Origin of the sequence: Nocardioides sp. NPDC023903 (assembly GCF_040639295.1) — a bacterium.
In the GTDB taxonomy this organism is placed as follows: domain Bacteria; phylum Actinomycetota; class Actinomycetes; order Propionibacteriales; family Nocardioidaceae; genus Nocardioides.
Genome location: NZ_JBEZZS010000018.1, coordinates 41757 through 59981 on the forward strand (window position 1 = coordinate 41757; position 18225 = coordinate 59981).

The following is an 18225-nucleotide window of genomic DNA, read 5'->3' on the forward strand; positions in this document are numbered from 1 at the left end:
CGCCCGGTCCGCCGCCTGTCTTTGGAGTTGCTCCGTTGTCGACCATCACCGCACCCGTACACACCGCTGCCGTCGCCCAGGTGGCCGCCCTCCTCGCCGCTCGCACCGCGGGGCGAATGGTCGGCCCGTTCCTACGACCGATCCAGCTGCTGCTCGCCTGGCCGGTGGCCTCCCACCTCGCCGCCCGGCACAACGCCAAGGCCGCCGAGGAGGTCCTCCTGCTGCGGCGTGCCGAGCGCGAGGATGTGCAGCACTATCTCCAGCTGCTCGCTTCGGAGAGAATGTCTGCATGACTGTTCCGCGGGCGATGGCCGAGTCGACCGTCGTGTTCCGGGATGTGCTCTCCGACGACGGCACGCTGATCCGCGCCTGGACCAACGACCCCGAGGGCGTGATCGACGGGCCGACGGTGCTGCTGTGCAACGGCCTCGGCACCAGCCCGTGGAACTGGCCGGCACTGCTGCACACCTCGTGCGGCGTACGCGTCGTCTCCTGGCAGCACCGCGGCACCTCCGGCTCGGCGCGGCCGAAGGACCCGGAGCAGACCACCTCGAGGCACTTCGCCGAGGACGCGCTGTCGGTGATGGACGCCTTCGCGCTCTCCCGGCCGGTCGTGATGGGCTGGTCGATCGGCGTCAACACCGCGTTCGAGCTGGCTGCGGACCATCCCGAGCGGGTCTCCGGCGTCTTCGGTGTCGCCGGCGTGCCCGGTGACACGTTCAAGTCGATGCTGGGACCGCTGCCGCTGCCCGCCCCGGCGGCCGCGATCGTGACTCGGACCGCCTCGAGGGTGCTGTGCCGCACCGGCTCCCTGATCACTCCACTGGCGGCGCGCCTCGATCTCGGCCCGCGGGCGATCGAGGTGTTCTCCAAGGCCGGCCTGATCGGCAAGGTCCCCGATCCCGAGCTCGCCGCGGCGGCGCTGGCCGAGTTCCTGACCACCCCGGTCGAGTGGTACTTCCACCTCGCGCTGCGTACCTCCCAGCGCCGCTCGGTCTCGCTGCGCCGGATCAAGGTGCCGGTCGTGCTGGTCGCGGGCACCCGGGACCTCATCGCCGGTGCGCGCCACATGTCGCGGGTCGCAGCCGGGGTCAAGAACGGCACCTTCATCGAGCTCGACGGCACCCACTTCGTACAGATGGAGCAGCCCGACCGCGTTCACCAGCTGCTGCTCGGCTTTCTCGCCCGGGTCTCCGAGCACCAGCGCGTCTAGGGCGCCGAGACGACGCCTGTGACTGTGGCCCGGCGGGCGACGCGGCGCAGGGTGGCGAGGACGGCGGGGCCGAGGAGGGCGATGGCGACCGCGGTGGTGATCGCGCGCACGGTGTCCCAGCTGCTGGTCGAGGTGACCAGGGTGTAGCGCAGGAACGTCGCCAGGTTCTCGCCGAACGCGGCGCCGGGTTCGTAGGAGAGGTTGCCGCTCGCGCCGGGCACCGTGACGCCGGTGAGCAGCGGCCAGCCCTGCAGGTTGAGGAGGAGCCCGTAGGCGTACGAGGCGAAGATCCCGTACGCCGCCAGCAGGCCGATCTCCCGGCGGCCGCTCGCGCGCGGCAGGAGCCCGGCTCCCATCGCCACCCAGGCGGCGCCGAGCATCTGGTAGGGCAGCCACGGTCCGACGCCTGCGGTGACGAGCGCGGCGACGAACAGGCTGGTGCAGCCGAGGACGAAGCCGAAGGCCGGGCCGAAGACCCGGCCGCCGAGGATGAGCATGAAGAAGACCAGCTCCACCCCGCCGGTGCCGGCGGAGACGGCGCGCAGGATGGCCTCGATCGCGCTGAGCACGCCGAGGACCGCGATCATCCGGGTGTCGATCCCGCCCGTGGAGAGCTCGCTCAGCAGCACCACGATCATCAGCGGCAGCAGCGCCAGGAAGATGAACGGCGGCTGCACCCGCTCGTAGCCGTGGAGCAGCAGCGGCCAGCCGAACATCATCAGGCCGGCCACGGAGATGATCGCGAGCAGGACCGCCGTGCGGGGCGAGAACCTGATCATGCCTCCCCCACCGCCTCGACGATCTCGCGCACGTTCAACCAGCCCGGGCCGAACACCTTGCTCACCTGGGGCGCGAACGCGGGTGACTCGGCCGTGACGCTGCGTACGTCACCGGCGGAGACCACCTCGCCGTCGGCGAGCACCACCACGTCGTCGGCGGCCTCGGCGACGAACTCGACGTCGTGGGTCGCCACCAGGACGGCCTTGCCGGCCTCGGTGAGCTCGCGAAGGATCTCGGACAGGGCGTGCTTGGCGGCGTAGTCGAGGCCGCGGGTCGGCTCATCGAGGAGCACGACCGGCGGGTCGGCGCTCAGGATCAGAGCGAGCGCCAGGGCGAGGCGCTGACCCTCGGAGAGGTCACGAGGGTGCTGGCCGTCGGGGATGCCGGGGACGAGGCTGTCCAGGATCTCGCGGGTCCGCGGGCCACCCGCGTCGCACTCCTCGGCCACCGTCTCGAGGTAGAGCAGATCGGCCGCGGTCTGCGGCAGCAGCCCGACGAGCTCGCGTCGCTCTTCGGGGTCGAGGGTCGCCGGATCCTTGCCGTCCACGTCCACCGACCCGGCCAGCCGCTTCTGGGTCCCCTGCAGCGTCCACAGCAGCGTCGACTTGCCCGATCCGTTCCGTCCCATCAGCGCCGTCACCCGCCCCGCGGGCAGCTCGATCGAGACGTCGTGCAGGACCGGCGTACGTCCTCGGGTGACGGTAAGGCCCGAACTTGTCAGGCACTTCATGGACTTGTCGGGTGTTTCAGTGCCCGTCAACCCCAAGGATACCCGGTCGACCGGGTATCCCTGGCCCCGCGCCCGCCGCCTCGCATCCCGCACCGTGAGCGGCAGGGGGGACCAACCGACCTCGCGGCCGAGCTCGACGAGCGGCGGGACGATGGGTGAGGTCTCCAGGACGTCGGCGGGGTCACCGACGGCGACGGAGCCGTCGCCGACGAGGAGCGCGATGCGGTCGGCGAACGGTACGACCCGCTCGAGCCGGTGCTCGGCGAGGACGACGGAGGTGCCGAGGTCGTGCACCAGCCGGGTGATGGTGGCGAGCACGTCCTCGGCGGCGGTGGGATCGAGGGCGGAGGTGGGCTCGTCGAGCACGACGACCCGCGGGTGGGTGGTGAGCACCGAGCCGATCGCGACGCGCTGCTGCTGCCCTCCCGAGAGCGTACGCAGCGACCGCTGCCGCAGCTCGGCGATGCCGAGCAGGTCGAGGGTCTCCTCCACCCGGCGCCGCATGGTCGCCGGCGGCAGGCCGAGCTGCTCCATCCCGTAGGCGAGCTCCTCCTCGACCGTGTCCGTGACGAATCCGGCCACCGGGTCCTGCCCGACGTACCCGATGATCCCGGCGCGCTCGCGCGGCGGCGTACGAACGATCGAGGCGCCGTCCAGCAGCACGTCACCGTCGAGCACGCCGCCGGAGAAGCGCGGCACCAGGCCGGCGAGCACGCCGAGCAGCGTCGACTTCCCCGAGCCGGTCGGACCGGAGACGAGGAGCAGCTCGCCCTCCTCGATCGTGAGATCGACGTCCTTGAGCACGTGCTCAGAGGAGTCGGGCGGGGTGAAGGTGATGCCTCGCAGCTCGATCATGCGACTGCCTCCTCGTGAACGAGCGATGATGCCGGTAGCGGGGCGGCGACGGCCGGGACCAGCCCGACGAGCACACCTAGCATTGCGGTCAGCGTGACTTCCGGGACGGTGCTCACTCCCGGATAGGCGACCGGGACCTGATAGCGGGCGACCCACCAGCCCACGGCGACGACCACGATCCCGCTCAGCGCCACCACGACCTCTGGCCAGCGCCACCGGTCGGGCCGGTAGACGGTCCGCGTCACCCGACGGCCGGCGAGTGCCAGCCCTCCGGCGGCGGTGCCGACGCCCAGGCTCAGCATGGTGGCGGCCAGCCAGCCGGGCGTGGTGCCGTCCAGCACCGCGTAGACGCCGGCGCAGAGCCCGACGAGGGAGACCAGCATCAGCACCGAGGTGATCCGCCTGGTGGCGACCGGAACGCCGGCCGTACGTCCGTAGCCGCGGGTGTCCATCCCCGCCGCCAGCGCCATCGACCGCTCCAGGGCGTCCTCGAGCACCGGCACCAGAAAGCGGCGCAGGCGCCTGACGTTTCCGGTCGCACCGGCACGCAGCCGTTGCGCCGCGCGCACCCGCTGCACCGACTCGGCCAGCTGCGGCAGCACCGTCACGGCGACCACGACCGCGGTGCCGATCTCGTAGAGCGCCGGCGGCAGCGAGCGCAGCAGCCGCTTCGGGTTCGCCAGAGCATTGGCCGCACCGACGCAGATCACGATGACGCCCAGCCGCAACCCGTCGTAGAGGCCGGCCAGCAGCGCCTCGCGGGTGAGCGGCCCGAGCAGCCTGATCCCCAGCACCCACTCCGGGAGCGGGATCTCGGGCAGGTCGATGAGAACGTGGCCCGGCACCGCACCCAGGAGCACCCGGAAGAGCACCCGGGTCACGACGATGAACACCGCGAGGCCGACGTAGAGCCGGAACGCCTTCGCCCACGGTTGGTCGCCTCGGCGCGCGGCGACCACGACCGACACCACCCCCACCAGGAGCAGGAGCAGCAACGGGTTTGTGGTGAAGGAGGCGTACGCAGCCAGGCCGATCGCCCACACCCACCAGGCGACGGGGTGCAGATCGCGGGGCAGGTGCGCGACCGCGGCCGTACGGAACAGGGTGCTCATCGCCGGCGCCACCACACGGCACCGGCGACGGTGAAGAGTGCGAGGATCCCCGCGGGCGCGACCCAGGCGGGCAGATGCTCGGGGGCCGAATCTTTCGATTCTTCCGGAAATAACTCCGGCGACGGGCTTGAGGGCGCCCCCACAGCATCCCCAAGCTCCGTCGCCGGAGCGGTAACGACATCGTCGTCTATCCACGTGAACGCAACACCCTGCCCGGAGGTCACGCTGATTTCGGTAACATTTCTGGAGGCATAGCTCCAGGCCGCCGAATCGTCGGTGATCCACAGCGACCAGTACGCGTCGGCAGGCGGCATCTGGGCGCAACCCGCCGCCTTCGGGCGCTCATCGACGCGGCATACGACGCTGGGCATCGAGGTCACATAGGTGAGCGGATGTCCCGCCTTCTCGAAGAGATCGGCGCCGGTGTCGCCCTCCTCGGGCTGGACACAGGTGACCTCAGGCTCGCCACCCAACGCGTTGGGCTCGACGACGACGGTGACGCCGTCGCACGTCTCGGCGGCAGACGATGCGGCGACCGGGACGAGGACGGGTGCGGTGGCCCCGGCGAGGATCGCGAGGGCCACCAACGAGGACCGCAGGATCAGCACGAGCTCTTCGCGGTCGCGTCCTTGGGCAGGAAGACCAGCGACGGCAGCGCCTGAGCGGCGGCGAGGCGGTACATCCCCTCGGACTCCTTGGTCAGGCCCTTGGTGTTGCCCTCGGTCAGCGCGGCGTCGTCATAGGCCACCGCGCCGGCGTCGTCGCCACAGGTCACGACGTGGTCAGCAACCCAGGCTGCCGCCTTCTCCGCGGCAGCGGTCTCACCCGCGCGACCGAACGCCCACCCGGCCAGGCCGGTGGTGTTGGAGTTGGCGATGTTGCCGGTGGCGGCCTTGAACGACCCGTCCTTCGCCTGGGTCTCCTTCAGCCACTCGACACCGGCCTCGACGGCCTTCTCCGCCTCCGGGGACGCAACCCCGGACAGGGCGATCAGCGCAAACGCCGTGGCGTCGGCGTCCGGGACGGCCTTCGGGTCGGCGTCGCAGGTCTGGTCAGCAGCGGCGGGGTCGGCCGTGAAGGTGACCCGGAACCACCCCTCCTCGCACTGCTGCCCGGCCAGGAACTCCGTCGCGGCGGCGGCTTCCTTGCTCTCGGCGTTGTTCAGGGCCCACACGGCGTACGACTGTCCGATGGTGTTGGAGTAGTCGGCCGCCTTCTTGTTCTTGGGGTCGAGCTCGTCGGCGATGCGGCCGTTCTCGGCGACCGTGCCCTCGAGCTGCTTCAGCAGACCGGGGTCGGAGGCGTCGACGTTCTGCTGGAGGACCAGCGCCTTCGCAGTGGCCCCTGCCGAGGTGACCGTGCCGAACCCGGGCGAGGTGTAGGCCTTCTTGTTCTCCATCACGGCCGTGGCGATCGTCGAGATCTCCTCGTCGTAGCCACCGACCTCTGCAAGCGCGATCCCGATGTCGGCGCTGAGCCCGAAGTCGTCGGTGCCGTACTGCGCGTTGCGGGCCACGCCCTCCGGCGCCTGGGCCACGAGCCAGTCGGCCACCGAGGTGGACACCTTGGCGTCGTAGGTGGGCTTCTCCCCCTCCTCGACGGCTTTCTCGCCACAGCCGGCGAGCGAGGTGAGGGCGAGGGCGGCGGCGATGCCACCGAGGACGGTCTTCTTCATGGTTCCTTCCGCGCTGTTCGTCGGGAAGGCCCAGGGCCGACCCGCTGCTTTCCACGACAGCGTCAGGTCAGTACGCGTCCGTCGGCAGGTGCTCCGGCTCGCTCAGGACACTCGGTGCCTGGGCCTACGGTTGCGGGTCAGCGCCGGGATTCGACCGGCTTCCCCCACCACGGCGTGTGTTGATTGAGGCGCCCATCCTATGCCGGGCGAGCCGTGCTTGCGGGATCGCCACCGAGCAGTCACTCTGTCCCCATGCGCCACAGGATTCTCGGCCTTGTCGCAGCATCGATCTCGGCCACCCTTCTCGCCCTCTCCCCGACCACGACGGCCGGCGCCGAGGAGGCACGGACGTCGGTCACGTACGCCGATCTGGTCGCCATGTTCGGCGAGAAGGTCGGCGACCGGAGCACCGTCGAGACCGGACTGCCGAGCCTCAACCGCGCGATGGCCGACGCCGGGATCACCACCGCCTACCGGCAGGCCGCCTATCTGACCACGCTCGCCAACGAGAGCTCCTTCCACCACGACGCCAAGGGCCGCGACAAGCGGAAGTTCACCGGCCGCGGCTACATCCAGCTGACCGGCGAGGCCAACTACACCGACGCCGGGACCTACTTCGACATCGACCTGCGCCGCCGCCCCGAGCTCGCCCGGTCGCTGGACTACAGCGCCCCGATCTCGCGGTGGTACTGGACCGTCGCCCGTGACATCAACCCGCTCGCCGACGCTCTAGACATGGGCAAGGTCAACGCGGCGATCGGCTACCCCTCCAACAAGAAGGAGGACGCCGAGCGCTGCCGCGACTTCAAGGCCGCGCTCGAGCATCTCCACGGGTCGGTGCCCAAGGGCGTCAGATGCGCCCGCCCGGCCTCCGCGCAGACCCGGTAGAGGACGTACGTCATTTCTTGGTGCGCTTGTCGCTGACCGCGATCGCCGAGGTGCCCTCGTCCTTGAGCTCGAAGAGGTCGATCGCCTTGATGAGCTTGGTCCAGGTGGCGTACCCGTAGTTGCGCGGGTCCTCGGAGGACTGGTTGCGGATGCGGGAGACCACGGTGCCGACCAGGGCCCAGCCGTCGTCGTCGGCGGCCGCGGCGATGGAGTTGCGCAGCAGCTGGATCAGCCGGGCGTTGCGCTTCAGCGCCTGCCCGTTGGTCGCCGATGACGACTGCTTGCGAGTACGCGTGGCCCCGGGCTCGGCGTCGACCTCGGTCTCCTCCTCGGAGCTCCCGAGCTTCTCCACCACGGTGAACCGGGTGCAGGCGCTCTTGAACGGCGCCGGCGTCTTCTCCCGGCCATAGCCGTAGACCGCGCGGCCCTTCTCCCGCAGGTAGTGCACCAGCGGCGTGAAGTCGGAGTCGGAGGAGACCAGCGCGAACGCGTCCGGGATCGCCGCGTGCAGCAGCTCGACGGCGTCGATCGCGAGCGCCATGTCGGAGGCGTTCTTGTGGGCGGTCAGGTCGAACTGCTGCATCGGCCTGATCGCGGCGTCGTGCAGCTCCTCGATCCAGCCCTTGAGCTCGGACTTGGTCCAGTTGCCGTACGCCCGCCGGATCGTCACCTCGCCGTACTCGGCCAGGTCGTTCAAGATCTCGTCGATCTTCGAGGCAGGCGCGTTGTCGGCGTCGATGAGCAGTGCGATGCGGAAGGGCTCGGTCACGGTCACGCCGGACAGTCTGCCAGTGCACCCCATCGCCGAGTCGGCTCATCCTGACCAAAACCAACGCCGAGTCGGCGCGTCATGACGCGCCGACTCGGCGGGGTTTGTTGTCAGGACGAGCCGACTCGGCGTGGGTTAGGAGAGCTTCTCCAGGATCAGCTCGCGGACGCGCATGGCGTCGGCCTTGCCGCCGGTCGCCTTCATGACCGCGCCGATGAGCGCACCGGCCGCGGCCTGGTTGCCGCCGCGGATCTTCTCGGCGACCGCGGGCTGGGCGTCGATGGCTTCGTCGACAGCTGCGCCGAGCGCGCCGTCGTCGGAGACCACGGCGAGCCCGCGGGAGTCGATGATCTCGGAAACCGTGCCCTCACCGGCGAGAAGACCCTCGAAGACCTGACGGGCCAGCTTGTCGGTCAGCGTCTTGGCGTCGACCAGCTTCTGCACCTCGGCGACCTGCACCGGGGTGACACCGAGCTCGGCGAGCTCGACGCCACGGTCGTTGGCGCTGCGGGACAGCTCGGCCATCCACCACTTGCGGGCCGCCTGTGCGGAGGCTCCTTCGGCGACCGTCGCCTCGATCAGCGACAGCGCGCCGGCGGCCCAGACGTCACGCATCTCCAGGTCGGAGTAGCCCCACTCGACCTGCAGGCGAGCCCGCTTGTCAGCAGTACGCTCCGGCAGGCTCGCGCGCAGCTCCTCGACCCACTCGCGCGACGGCGCGACCGGGACGAGGTCGGGCTCGGGGAAGTAGCGGTAGTCGTCGGCGTCCGACTTCGGCCGGCCGGCCGAGGTGGTGCCGGTGTCCTCGTGGAAGTGGCGGGTCTCCTGGAAGATCGCCTCCCCCGCGTCGAGGATCCCGGCGTGGCGCGACATCTCGAAGCGTACGGCCCGCTCGACCGAGCGCAGCGAGTTGACGTTCTTCGTCTCGGTGCGGGTGCCGAGCTCGCCGGAGCCCTTCGGGGACAGCGACAGGTTGACGTCGCAGCGCATCGAGCCCTGGTCCATGCGTACGTCGGAGACGCCCAGACCCAGCAGGATCTCGCGCAGCGCGGCGACGTAGGCCTTCGCCACCAGCGGCGCCTTGGCGCCGGTGCCGAGGATCGGGCGGGTGACGATCTCGATCAGCGGGATGCCGGCGCGGTTGTAGTCGACCAGCGAGTAGTCGGCGCCGTGGATGCGGCCGGTCGCACCACCGATGTGGGTGGTCTTGCCGGTGTCCTCCTCCATGTGGGCGCGCTCGATGTCGACCCGGAAGATCTCCCCCTCGACCTCGACGTCGAGGTAGCCGTCGTAGACGATCGGCTCGTCGTACTGGGAGGTCTGGAAGTTCTTCGGCATGTCCGGGTAGAAGTAGTTCTTCCGGGCGAACCGGCACCACTCCGCGATCGAGCCGTTGAGCGCGAGACCGATCCGGATCGCGCTCTCCACGGCCTTGGCGTTAACGACCGGCATCGAGCCGGGCAGGCCGAGGCAGGTCGGGCAGACCTGGGAGTTGGGCTCGCCACCGAACGTCGCAGGGCAGCCGCAGAACATCTTGGTGTTGGTGTTGAGCTCGACGTGCACCTCGAGCCCGAAGGCCGGGTCGTAGCGCTCCAGCACCTCGTCGAAACCGACAAGACCCAAAGAATCAGGCACAGCGGTCATCGGGCCACCTCCAGCTTGTCGATCGAGAGCACCGGGCCGATGGCGCCCTCGAGCGCGGCACCGACGCGGTAGAGACGGGCGTCCTCCAGGACGGGCGCCAGGAGCTGTACGCCGACGGGCAGCCCGTCCACGTCGGAGACCCCGGCCGGGATGGAGATGCCGGGCGTGCCGGCCAGGTTGGCCGGGATGGTGGCCAGGTCCTGCATGTACATGGCCAGCGGGTCGTCGAGCTTGGCGCCCAGCGGGAACGCGGTCGACGGGGAGGTCGGCGAGACCAGCACGTCGACCTGCTCGAAGGCCTTCTTGAAGTCCTCGATGATCAGCGTGCGGATCTTCTGCGCCTGACCGTAGTAGGCGTCGTAGTAGCCGCTGCTGAGCGCGTAGGTGCCGAGGATGATGCGGCGCTTGACCTCGTCGCCGAACCCGGCGTCACGCGACGCCTTCATGACGTCCTCGGCGCTCGGGTCGCCGTCGGGGGTGACCCGTAGGCCGTAACGCATCGCGTCGAACTTGGCCAGGTTGGAGGAGCACTCCGCCGGCAGGATCAGGTAGTAGGCCGCCATCGCGTGCTCGAAGCTCGGCGTGGAGACCTCGACGACGTCGGCACCCAGCTTGGTGAGCAGGTCGACCGACTCGTTGAACTTGCGCATCACGTCGGGCGCCCAACCCTCGCCGGCCAGCTCCTTGATGACGCCGACCTTGAGACCCTTGAGGTCACCGGTCGCGCCGGCACGGGCCGCGTCGACGAGCCCGGTCACCGGGGTGGTCGTGGAGGTCGAGTCGAGCGGGTCGTGGCCGCCGATGAGCTCGTGCAGCAGGGCGCTGTCGAGGACCGTGCGGGTCACCGGACCGACCTGGTCCAGCGAGTTCGCCAGGGCGACCAGGCCGTAGCGGGAGACGGACCCATAGGTCGGCTTCACGCCGACGGTGCCGGTGACGGCACCCGGCTGGCGGATCGAGCCACCGGTGTCGGTGCCGAGCGCCAGCGGCGCCTCGAAAGCGGCGACGGCCGCGGCCGAACCACCACCGGAGCCGCCGGGGATCCGGTCGAGCTTCCACGGGTTCTTCGTCGGGCCGTATGCGGAGTGCTCGGTGGAGGAGCCCATCGCGAACTCGTCCATGTTGGTCTTGCCCAGGATCGGCAGACCGGCTGCCTTGATCTTCTTGACCACGGTCGCGTCGTAGGGCGGGACCCAGCCCTCGAGGATCTTCGAGCCGCAGGTCGTCGGCAGGCCGGTGGTGGTCAGCACGTCCTTGACCGCGATCGGTACGCCGTCGAGAGCATGCAGCGCGTCACCGTTGGCCCGGCGCGCGTCGGAGGCGGCGGCCTGGGTCAGTGCGCCCTCGGCGTCGATGTGCAGGAAAGCGTGGACGTCGCCGTCGACCGCGGCGATCCGGTCGAGGTGGGCCTGGGTCAGCTCGACCGAGGTGGTCTCACCGGCGGCGAGGGAGTCGGCCAGCTCGGCGGCCGACTTCAGGATCAGGTCGCTCACTGCTCGTCCCCCAGGATCCGCGGCACCGAGAATCGCTGCTCCTCGACGCTCGGCGCGCCGGAGAGCGCCTGCTCCGGCGTCAGACCGGGCACGACGACGTCCTCACGGAAGACGTTGGTCATCGGAAGCGGGTGGGAGGTGGCAGGCACGTCGTCGCCGGCAAGCCCCTGGATCGAGGCGACGGACTCGAGGATCACCTGAAGCTGCGGGGCAAGGTGATCGAGCTCGGCGTCGCTGAGGTCGATGCGGGCGAGGTCGGCCAGGTGCGCGACCTCGTCGCGGGTGATTTCTGGCATGCGCACATCCTAGGTGTCAGCGGCCCCAACTCTCACGTCGGTAAGCCGTGGCAGTTGCCACGCCATAATGTTAGTGACTAACATTATGGCGTGGTCACTTCCAAGACGCTCCGAACCAGGGCACGCATCCTCGATGTCGCCCTGGATCTGTTCGAGCGCCAGGGGTACGACGCGACGACTGTGAGCCAGATCGCCGAGACGGCCGGCATCACGCAGATGACCTTCTTTCGGCACTTCCCCACCAAGGACGCGGTGCTGGTCACCGATCCGTACGACCCGCTCATCGCCGAGGCGGTCGGGGCGCAGCCGCTCGGGCTACCACCGCTCCATCGGGTTCGAGGTGGCTTCCTCAGCGCCCTCGCCGGGATCGCCGAGGTCGAGGACGCCACGGCCCGTCGGCGCGTCGCGATCGTCGCTCGTCACCCGAGCCTGCGTGCGGCCGTCGCCGCGTCCACCCAGGGCACTCAGGACGCGATCGTCGACAGGCTGACCGCTGATGGCGCTCCGCGCCTCGACGCCGTCATCGCGACCGCGGCCGTTCTCGGCGCGGTGACGGCAGCACTGATGTCGTGGGCAGACCCCGACAGCGTCGCCCTCGACAACGACGCGTCGCTCGAGGAGCTCGTACGTCACGCCCTCGACCAGCTCACGCCGGCGACCGGTGAACGACCATGACCGCGCTACGCCTCGACTCCGTCAGGCACTCCTTCCCGGCCCACCGGTCGCCGTGGGCCAGGCACCGCCCGGGCGCGGCACGCCTGGCACTGGACGACCTCTCCCTCCACGTGGATCACGGCGAGGTGGCCGCAATGATCGGCCTCAACGGCGCAGGCAAGACGACCGCGCTGCGCGCGCTCGCCGGCAGGCTCCGCCCCGACTCCGGCACCGCGGAGATCCTCGGTCATGACGCTGCAGACTTGCCCCGGAGCGTCGCGGCACGGTTCGGGCACGTGGTCGATGCACCACTCGTCTTCGCGGATCTCACCGTGACGGAGAACCTTCGAGCCGCTGCGCGCCTGCACGGTTGTCACGCCGACCGGGTGGAGGAGCTGGCCACCGCCGTCAGGAATCGACTCGGCCTGGATGCGTGGGCGGACGTCCGCGCACGCGCTCTCTCCCAGGGCAACAGACAGCGTCTCGGCATCGGGGGCGCCACGATCCACACACCGCGCGCTCTGGTGCTCGACGAGCCCACCAGCGCCCTCGACCCGCGTGGGGTGGTGATCGTGCGGGCGCTGGTGCGGGACCTGGCGGCACAGGGCGCGGCCGTCCTGGTCAGCAGCCACCATCTCGACGAGGTGTCCCGGATCGCCGACCGCATCGTGGCCGTCCACGCCGGCCGAGTGGTCGACACCTTCGACCCCAGAGGCTCCGATCTCGAGTCGCGCTTCTTCGCGAGCGTGCTAGCAGCCGAGGAGCCCCGAGCCTCCACCAGAGGAGAAGCATGATTCCCGGTCTACGAGCAGCCCTCCAGGTCGAGGCACTGTTGCTGCGCCGGTCGGTGGTCCTCCGGATCGCCGTACCCGTGCTGGTCGTGCTCGTCCCGTGCGCCAGCTTCGGGGCCGTGGCCCTGGCGCGCTCCGACTACGGAGTCGGCGCCACCGCGGCGAAGCTGGCCCCGTACGCCACCGGCGACCCGGGCACCACCGTGATGGTGGCGCTCGCCCAGATCCTCAGCGTCGCGGTGCTCACCGCCGGCGGGTTCGCGACGGCATGGGCGTTCGGGCAGCCCTTCGCCGACGGCACCGCAGGTGCGTCCTTCGGGCTGACGGTGCCACGCACCACGATCGCGCTGGCCCGCTGCCTGGTGATCCTCGCGAGCCTGGCGGCGGTCGTGCTCGCCGCGACGCTCGTCGGGCTCGCCCTCGCCGCGCTGGCGGGCGCGACCCTCGCGACGGGGCCACCGAACACCCAGTCCGGACTCGGACGGACGACATTCACCGCTTTCACCGCCGGGATGCTCGGCATCGGACTGGCCCTTCCGTTCGCCTGGGTCGCGACGGTCACCCGAAGCGCCTTCGGCACCGTCGGCGTACTGATCGCCGTCATCGCCGCCACGCAGGTGATCGTCCTGCTGGGCGCCGGCTCCTGGTTCCCCTACGCGGCCTCGTCGCTGTGGACCGGCATGGGCGGACCGGAAGCAGCCGCGGCCGTCGGCCTGCCGCAGCTGGCTCTGACCGCTGCCGTCGGCCCGGTCGCGGTGGTGGCCGTCGTGCACGCCTGGCAGCGCCTCACCGACGTGTAGTCGCCTAGGACGTCTTGTTCTGGCCACCACCGTTGGACGGCTTGCCTGTCGGCCTGCCTCCGGTGCTGGGCCGCGTGGACGGAGCCTGGGTCGGGTCGGCGGCCTGGGTGGGATCGGTGGCCGGGGTGGGCTCGGCGGCCTGAGTCGGCCGGTCGCTGGGCGTGGTGGTGGCCTGGCTCGGCGTCTCTCCCGGTGTCGGGGAGGGGTCGTCGGTCGACGCAGGAGCCGGACTCGGCGAAGGCACCGGCTCGTCCTTGGCGTCGCGAGCCTTCTTCTCCAGCGCCCCATGGACGTCGCCGACCTCGGGTACGTCCGGGCTGCCCACCGGCGCCGCGAGCGCGACGAGTCCGGCGAGCATCACCGCGGAGAAGGCCAGCACCAGTCCCCCGCGCCGAGCAGCAGGAGCGGCGGCGGCGCTCCATGCCCAGATCCGCTCGCGACGGCGTCGCAGGTCGGCCGGCAGGTCGCTGTGGATCGCCGCCCAGCTGTTGATGGGGGCCAGCGCGTATCCGATCCCCTGGAAGCCGAGCAGCGCCGCGATGGCGAGACCGGTCGCCCCACCGCTCACGCCGACCAGGACCGCCATGACCAGACAGACCGCCGCGGCGAAGGTCTCCACCCGGTTGCCCCGCACCACGTCCCGCACCCGCGGCTGCCCCTTGATCTTCGGCGTACGCAGGAACGTGCCCTCACGCGAGACCAGCCCGAGCCAGGAGGCACGTGCGACGGTGACCCCGAGCGCCAGCCACAGCCCGAAGGCACCGAGCGCGTCGCGCCAGGAGGCCCCGCTGCGCAGGCGGACCAGTGCGATCGAGCGGGCAGCGCCGAAGAGCACGAGCGCGACGGCGGCGAACAGGAGGAGCCCGGAGAGGCGGCGTACGACCAGTCCCTCACCCAGCATCAGGTCGAGCGCGCCCGAGATCAGGAAGAAGGTGAACAGGGCGCCGGCGAGGTCGCCGAACCACTGCAGCCCGCCGACGAGGTAGGCCCAGCGCTGCGACAGGGTCATCTGGTTCTCCTCGGTCCGACGTCCGGGGAGCAGCGAGCGCCAGTGCATGCGCAGGATCTGGATGCCGCCGAAGCACCACCGGAACCGCTGCTTCTTGAGCGTCTCGAAGGTCAGCGGCATCACGCCGTGGCCGTAGGAACGGTCGACGTGCATGCCGTTGTAGCCCATCTTCAGCAGGCGCAGCGACAGCTCGGCGTCCTCGGTGATGCACCACTCGTCCCAGCCGCCGGACCGGATCAGGGCCGAGGCCCGGATCAGTCCCATGGTGCCGCCGAAGATGGCGCCGTTGCGCTCGTTGCGAGACACCTGGCTGACGTCGAAGAAGTAGCCGTAGGAGTGGTAGAGCCGGCGGAAGTACGCCGAGACGTCCCAGTCCCGGTAGTCCTGCGGCGTCTGCACGAAGGCCACCGACTCGTCGCTGAACAGCGGGGCGTTGTGAGCCAGGAAGTCAGGGGCGACGTGGTAGTCGGCGTCGACGATCCCGACGACCTCGGTGCGCGGGTTCATCCGGGTCAGCGCGTAGTTGAGCGCCCCGGACTTGAACCCCGGCCAGTTGGCCAGGTGGATGAAGGTGACTCCGTCGTACTGCTCACAGAAGTCCTGCACCGGCCGCCACAACGCGGGATCGTCGGTGTTGTTGTCGATGACCAGGATCTCGTACGCGTCGTAGTCCAGCTCGAGCATCCGCTGGAGGGTCTCGATGACCATCTCCGGCGGCTCGTTGTGGGTCGGGACGTGCAGGCTCACGAAGGGCCGGCCCCAGCCGGGGTGGTGCTCGCCACGCGTCGGCCAGCCACGCCAGCGGCGCCGGGCGAGCACGTCCACCATCTCCCACAGGTAGCCCACGCCGATCACGAAGACGAAGACCTCCAGCAGCCACAGCAGGCTCGACAGCGTCGTCGTCCACGCGCCGGGGTGGATCGTGACCGTCCACAGCCCCACATAGGTCAGGTAGAGCAGACCCACGTCGATGGTGAGCGCCCAGCCGACCAGGCCGCGTACGTCCCAGTCCCGCGCCGCGGGCAGCCAGGCCAGCAGCGAGGCGCCGAGGACGACGCCGCCGATCGCGGCCCGGGTGACGTCGTGGCCGAGCAGCAGGCCGACCCCGAGGGCGACCACCGCGGTGAGGATCGCTGCAAGGGTCGCCGTGGCCGCGGAGAGCGAGCCCGAGCGTGGCGTACGGATGGTGAACAGCAGCACGGTCGCCGGGACCAGCAGGACCGCGGCGACCGTGAGGAGTGGGGGGAGAGCGTCGAGCACGACGCCACACTATGGGGGGTATTATCTAGCCGAGTCCAGCGGGCCCGGCCTCCAGCAGGACCTTGAACGCCGCCTCGTCGAGGATCGGCAGGCCCAGCTCCTCCGCCTTGGCGGCCTTGGAGCCGGCACTCTCGCCGACCACGACGTAGTCGGTCTTCTTCGAGACCGACCCAGCGGCCTTGCCGCCGCGGCTGATGATCGCCTCCTTGGCGCCGTCGCGGGAGAAGTCGTCCAGCGAACCGGTGACGACGATGGTCAGGCCCTCGAGGGTCCGCGCCACCGACTCGTCGCGCTCGTCGGCGAGGGAGACCCCGGCCGTACGCCATTTCTCCACGATCTCCTGGTGCCAGTCGACCTGGCGCCACTCGACGATGGCCTCGGCGATGATCCCGCCGACGCCCTCGGTGGCGGCCAGCTCCTCCTGGGAGGCGGCCCAGACGGCGTCCAGCGAGCCGAACTCGGTGGCCAGCGCCCGGGCGGCGGACGGGCCGACGTGGCGGATGGAGAGCGCGACCAGCACCCGCCACAGCGGGACCTGCTTGCGCTCCTCGAGGTTGCGCAGCAGACCGAGCGCGTTGGCGTTGAGCACGCGGTCGCCGGCCCCGGCCTCCTTCTCGGCCTTCTTCGCGGCACGGGTGAAGAACGCGGTGGTGGCCAGCTTGGCTTCGTCGAGCGAGAAGATGTCGCCCTCGTTGGTGATCACCTCGGCGGCCAGCAGCGCGTCCGCCGCCTCGTAGCCCATCCCCTCGATATCGAAGGCGCCTCGTCCGGAGGCGAAGAAGACCCGCTCGCGCACCTGCGCCGGACAGCCGCGGTGGTTGGGGCAGCGCAGGTCCTTGTCGCCCTCCTTCTGCTCGGCGAGTGTGGTGCCGCAGGCTGGGCACTCGGTGGGCATCACCCACTCCGGCAGCCCCTCGGGCCGCAGCGGCAGCACCGGGCCGAGGATCTCCGGGATCACGTCGCCGGCCTTGCGAAGGATGATCGTGTCGCCGGGGCGTACGTCCTTCCGCTTCACCTCGTGGGCGTTGTGCAGCGTCGCGCGCTCGACGGTCGAGCCGGCGACCTTGGTCGGCTCCATGACGCCGAAGGGCGTGACCCGGCCGGTGCGGCCCACGCCGACGTCGATGGCGAGCAGCTTGGCGTTGACCTCCTCCGGCGGGTACTTGTAGGCGATCGCCCACCGTGGCGCCCGGCTGGTCGAACCGAGGCGGCGCTGCAGCGAGATGGCGTCGACCTTGATCACGACACCGTCGATCTCGTGCTCGGTGACGTCGTGGCGGTGCTCGCCGAAGTAGCTGATGAACTCCTCGACCTCCGCGAGGGTCTTGAGCACCTTGACCCGCTTGGAGGTGGGCAGCCCCCAAGCCTTCAGGGCGTCGTACGCATGCGACTGGGCGACAGGTTGGAAGCCCTGCCGGGCGCCGATGCCGTGGCAGACCATCCCGAGCTCGCGGGTCGCGGTCACCCGCGGGTCCTTCTGGCGCAGCGACCCGGCGGCGGAGTTGCGCGGGTTGGCGAACATCGGCTTGCCCGCGTCGACCAGGGAGGCGTTGAGCTTGTCGAAGGCCTCGATGGACAAGAAGACCTCGCCGCGGACCTCGACCAGATCGGGCACCGGGAACTCGTCGGTGCCGGTGAGCCGGTGCGGGATGGACTTGATGGTGCGTACGTTCGGGGTGACGTCCTCACCCGTGCGGCCGTCGCCACGGGTCAGCGCCCGGACCAGACGGCCCTTCTCGTAGAGCAGGTTGATGGCGAGCCCGTCGACCTTGAGCTCGCACAGCAGCTCGGCCTGACCGGCGCCGTCCTTGGCGATCCGGGCGTGCCAGCCGGCGAGCTCGTCGAAGGAGAAGACGTTGTCGAGCGACTCCATCCGCTGCAGGTGGTCGACCGCGGTGAACTCCGTCGAGAAGGTGCCACCGACCTTCTGGGTCGGCGAGTCGGGCGTGCGCAGCTCGGGGAACTGCTCCTCGAGCTCGTTGATCCGGCGCCACTTCTGGTCGAAGTCGGCGTCGGAGAGCGTCGGGTCGTCGAGCACGTAGTAGCGGTAGCGCGCGTCCTCGATCTGCTCGGCGAGCTCCTGGTGCTCGTTCTTGTGCTCGGGGCCCGCGTCGGTCACGTCATCGTTCACGGGCACCATCTTGCCTGGTCCCGCCGACAATTTCCGACCGCATACCCACCCGGGCGTTTTCGGCGTTTCATCGACCCAAACGACACTCAACCCCCTCAATATCGACGCAACCCATCAACACCTGG

General features: G+C 70.3%; 17 protein-coding genes and 1 riboswitch. Of the genes, 6 read left to right on the plus strand and 11 right to left on the minus strand.

Going from position 1 to position 18225, the window contains the following annotated elements; translation table 11 throughout:
• The first annotated feature begins 35 nt into the window (after nucleotides 1-35).
• Entirely contained in the window at nucleotides 36-293 is a 258-nt protein-coding gene (locus AB0F44_RS18605; RefSeq protein ID WP_357357882.1) for a hypothetical protein, read from the plus strand.
• The gene (locus AB0F44_RS18610) at nucleotides 290-1213 is read left to right on the plus strand and encodes an alpha/beta hydrolase (protein ID WP_357357883.1); all 924 of its coding nucleotides are present in this window, start codon (nucleotides 290-292) and stop codon (nucleotides 1211-1213) included. The genes AB0F44_RS18605 and AB0F44_RS18610 overlap by 4 nt, the downstream gene beginning before the upstream one ends.
• Here AB0F44_RS18610 and AB0F44_RS18615 read toward each other — a convergent pair.
• Genes AB0F44_RS18615 through AB0F44_RS18635 form a run of 5 tightly spaced genes read right to left on the minus strand, consistent with a single transcriptional unit; the run spans nucleotide 1210 to nucleotide 6365 of the window.
• Nucleotides 1210-1992 carry an ECF transporter S component gene (locus tag AB0F44_RS18615; RefSeq protein ID WP_357357885.1) on the minus strand — a complete coding sequence of 261 codons (783 nt, stop codon included), beginning with the start codon at nucleotides 1990-1992 and terminating at the stop codon, nucleotides 1210-1212. The two genes, AB0F44_RS18610 and AB0F44_RS18615, sit on opposite strands and share 4 nt — an antisense overlap.
• Nucleotides 1989-3578 (minus strand): ATP-binding cassette domain-containing protein, encoded by a 1590-nt coding sequence (locus AB0F44_RS18620; RefSeq protein ID WP_357357886.1) that lies wholly within the window; start codon nucleotides 3576-3578, stop codon nucleotides 1989-1991. Before AB0F44_RS18620 ends, AB0F44_RS18615 begins: the two co-directional genes overlap by 4 nt.
• The gene (locus AB0F44_RS18625; RefSeq protein ID WP_357357888.1) at nucleotides 3575-4690 is read right to left on the minus strand and encodes an energy-coupling factor transporter transmembrane component T; all 1116 of its coding nucleotides are present in this window, start codon (nucleotides 4688-4690) and stop codon (nucleotides 3575-3577) included. Before AB0F44_RS18625 ends, AB0F44_RS18620 begins: the two co-directional genes overlap by 4 nt.
• Nucleotides 4687-5298: a hypothetical protein gene (locus AB0F44_RS18630; RefSeq protein WP_357357890.1), complete on the minus strand. Its 612-nt coding sequence runs from the start codon at nucleotides 5296-5298 to the stop codon at nucleotides 4687-4689. The genes AB0F44_RS18625 and AB0F44_RS18630 overlap by 4 nt, the downstream gene beginning before the upstream one ends.
• A complete protein-coding gene (locus AB0F44_RS18635; protein WP_357357892.1) occupies nucleotides 5292-6365 on the minus strand; it encodes a prenyltransferase/squalene oxidase repeat-containing protein in 1074 nt (357 codons plus the stop codon). Before AB0F44_RS18635 ends, AB0F44_RS18630 begins: the two co-directional genes overlap by 7 nt.
• 65 nt (nucleotides 6366-6430) lie before the next feature.
• Nucleotides 6431-6576: riboswitch (cobalamin riboswitch) on the minus strand.
• 41 nt (nucleotides 6577-6617) lie between these two features.
• Here AB0F44_RS18635 and AB0F44_RS18640 point away from each other — a divergent pair.
• Nucleotides 6618-7253 carry a glycoside hydrolase family 19 protein gene (locus tag AB0F44_RS18640; RefSeq protein ID WP_357357894.1) on the plus strand — a complete coding sequence of 212 codons (636 nt, stop codon included), beginning with the start codon at nucleotides 6618-6620 and terminating at the stop codon, nucleotides 7251-7253.
• A gap of 10 nt (nucleotides 7254-7263) precedes the next feature.
• On the opposite strand, the gene AB0F44_RS18645 is transcribed toward AB0F44_RS18640, so the two are convergent.
• The 4 genes from AB0F44_RS18645 to gatC form a co-directional block, all read right to left on the minus strand.
• Nucleotides 7264-8028 (minus strand): NYN domain-containing protein, encoded by a 765-nt coding sequence (locus tag AB0F44_RS18645; RefSeq protein ID WP_357357896.1) that lies wholly within the window; start codon nucleotides 8026-8028, stop codon nucleotides 7264-7266.
• A 129-nt stretch (nucleotides 8029-8157) separates the two neighbouring features.
• Entirely contained in the window at nucleotides 8158-9666 is a 1509-nt protein-coding gene (gatB, locus tag AB0F44_RS18650) for an Asp-tRNA(Asn)/Glu-tRNA(Gln) amidotransferase subunit GatB (protein ID WP_357357898.1), read from the minus strand.
• A complete protein-coding gene (gatA, locus tag AB0F44_RS18655) occupies nucleotides 9663-11159 on the minus strand; it encodes an Asp-tRNA(Asn)/Glu-tRNA(Gln) amidotransferase subunit GatA (protein ID WP_357357900.1) in 1497 nt (498 codons plus the stop codon). Before gatA ends, gatB begins: the two co-directional genes overlap by 4 nt.
• Nucleotides 11156-11455 carry an Asp-tRNA(Asn)/Glu-tRNA(Gln) amidotransferase subunit GatC gene (gatC, locus tag AB0F44_RS18660; protein ID WP_350663917.1) on the minus strand — a complete coding sequence of 100 codons (300 nt, stop codon included), beginning with the start codon at nucleotides 11453-11455 and terminating at the stop codon, nucleotides 11156-11158. Before gatC ends, gatA begins: the two co-directional genes overlap by 4 nt.
• Nucleotides 11456-11545: 90 nt before the next feature.
• Between gatC and AB0F44_RS18665 the strand changes: the two genes are divergently transcribed.
• Genes AB0F44_RS18665 through AB0F44_RS18675 form a run of 3 tightly spaced genes read left to right on the plus strand, consistent with a single transcriptional unit; the run spans nucleotide 11546 to nucleotide 13700 of the window.
• The gene (locus AB0F44_RS18665; protein ID WP_357357902.1) at nucleotides 11546-12130 is read left to right on the plus strand and encodes a TetR family transcriptional regulator; all 585 of its coding nucleotides are present in this window, start codon (nucleotides 11546-11548) and stop codon (nucleotides 12128-12130) included.
• Entirely contained in the window at nucleotides 12127-12903 is a 777-nt protein-coding gene (locus AB0F44_RS18670; protein ID WP_357357904.1) for an ABC transporter ATP-binding protein, read from the plus strand. The genes AB0F44_RS18665 and AB0F44_RS18670 overlap by 4 nt, the downstream gene beginning before the upstream one ends.
• On the plus strand, nucleotides 12900-13700 hold the full coding sequence (locus tag AB0F44_RS18675) for a hypothetical protein (protein WP_357357905.1): 801 nt from the start codon (nucleotides 12900-12902) through the stop codon (nucleotides 13698-13700). The genes AB0F44_RS18670 and AB0F44_RS18675 overlap by 4 nt, the downstream gene beginning before the upstream one ends.
• Before the next feature lie 4 nt (nucleotides 13701-13704).
• On the opposite strand, the gene AB0F44_RS18680 is transcribed toward AB0F44_RS18675, so the two are convergent.
• Both AB0F44_RS18680 and ligA read right to left on the minus strand, forming a co-directional pair.
• The gene (locus tag AB0F44_RS18680) at nucleotides 13705-15969 is read right to left on the minus strand and encodes a glycosyltransferase (RefSeq protein ID WP_357357907.1); all 2265 of its coding nucleotides are present in this window, start codon (nucleotides 15967-15969) and stop codon (nucleotides 13705-13707) included.
• 25 nt (nucleotides 15970-15994) lie between these two features.
• Nucleotides 15995-18100 carry an NAD-dependent DNA ligase LigA gene (gene ligA, locus AB0F44_RS18685; protein ID WP_357357909.1) on the minus strand — a complete coding sequence of 702 codons (2106 nt, stop codon included), beginning with the start codon at nucleotides 18098-18100 and terminating at the stop codon, nucleotides 15995-15997.
• Nucleotides 18101-18225: the final 125 nt, after the last annotated feature.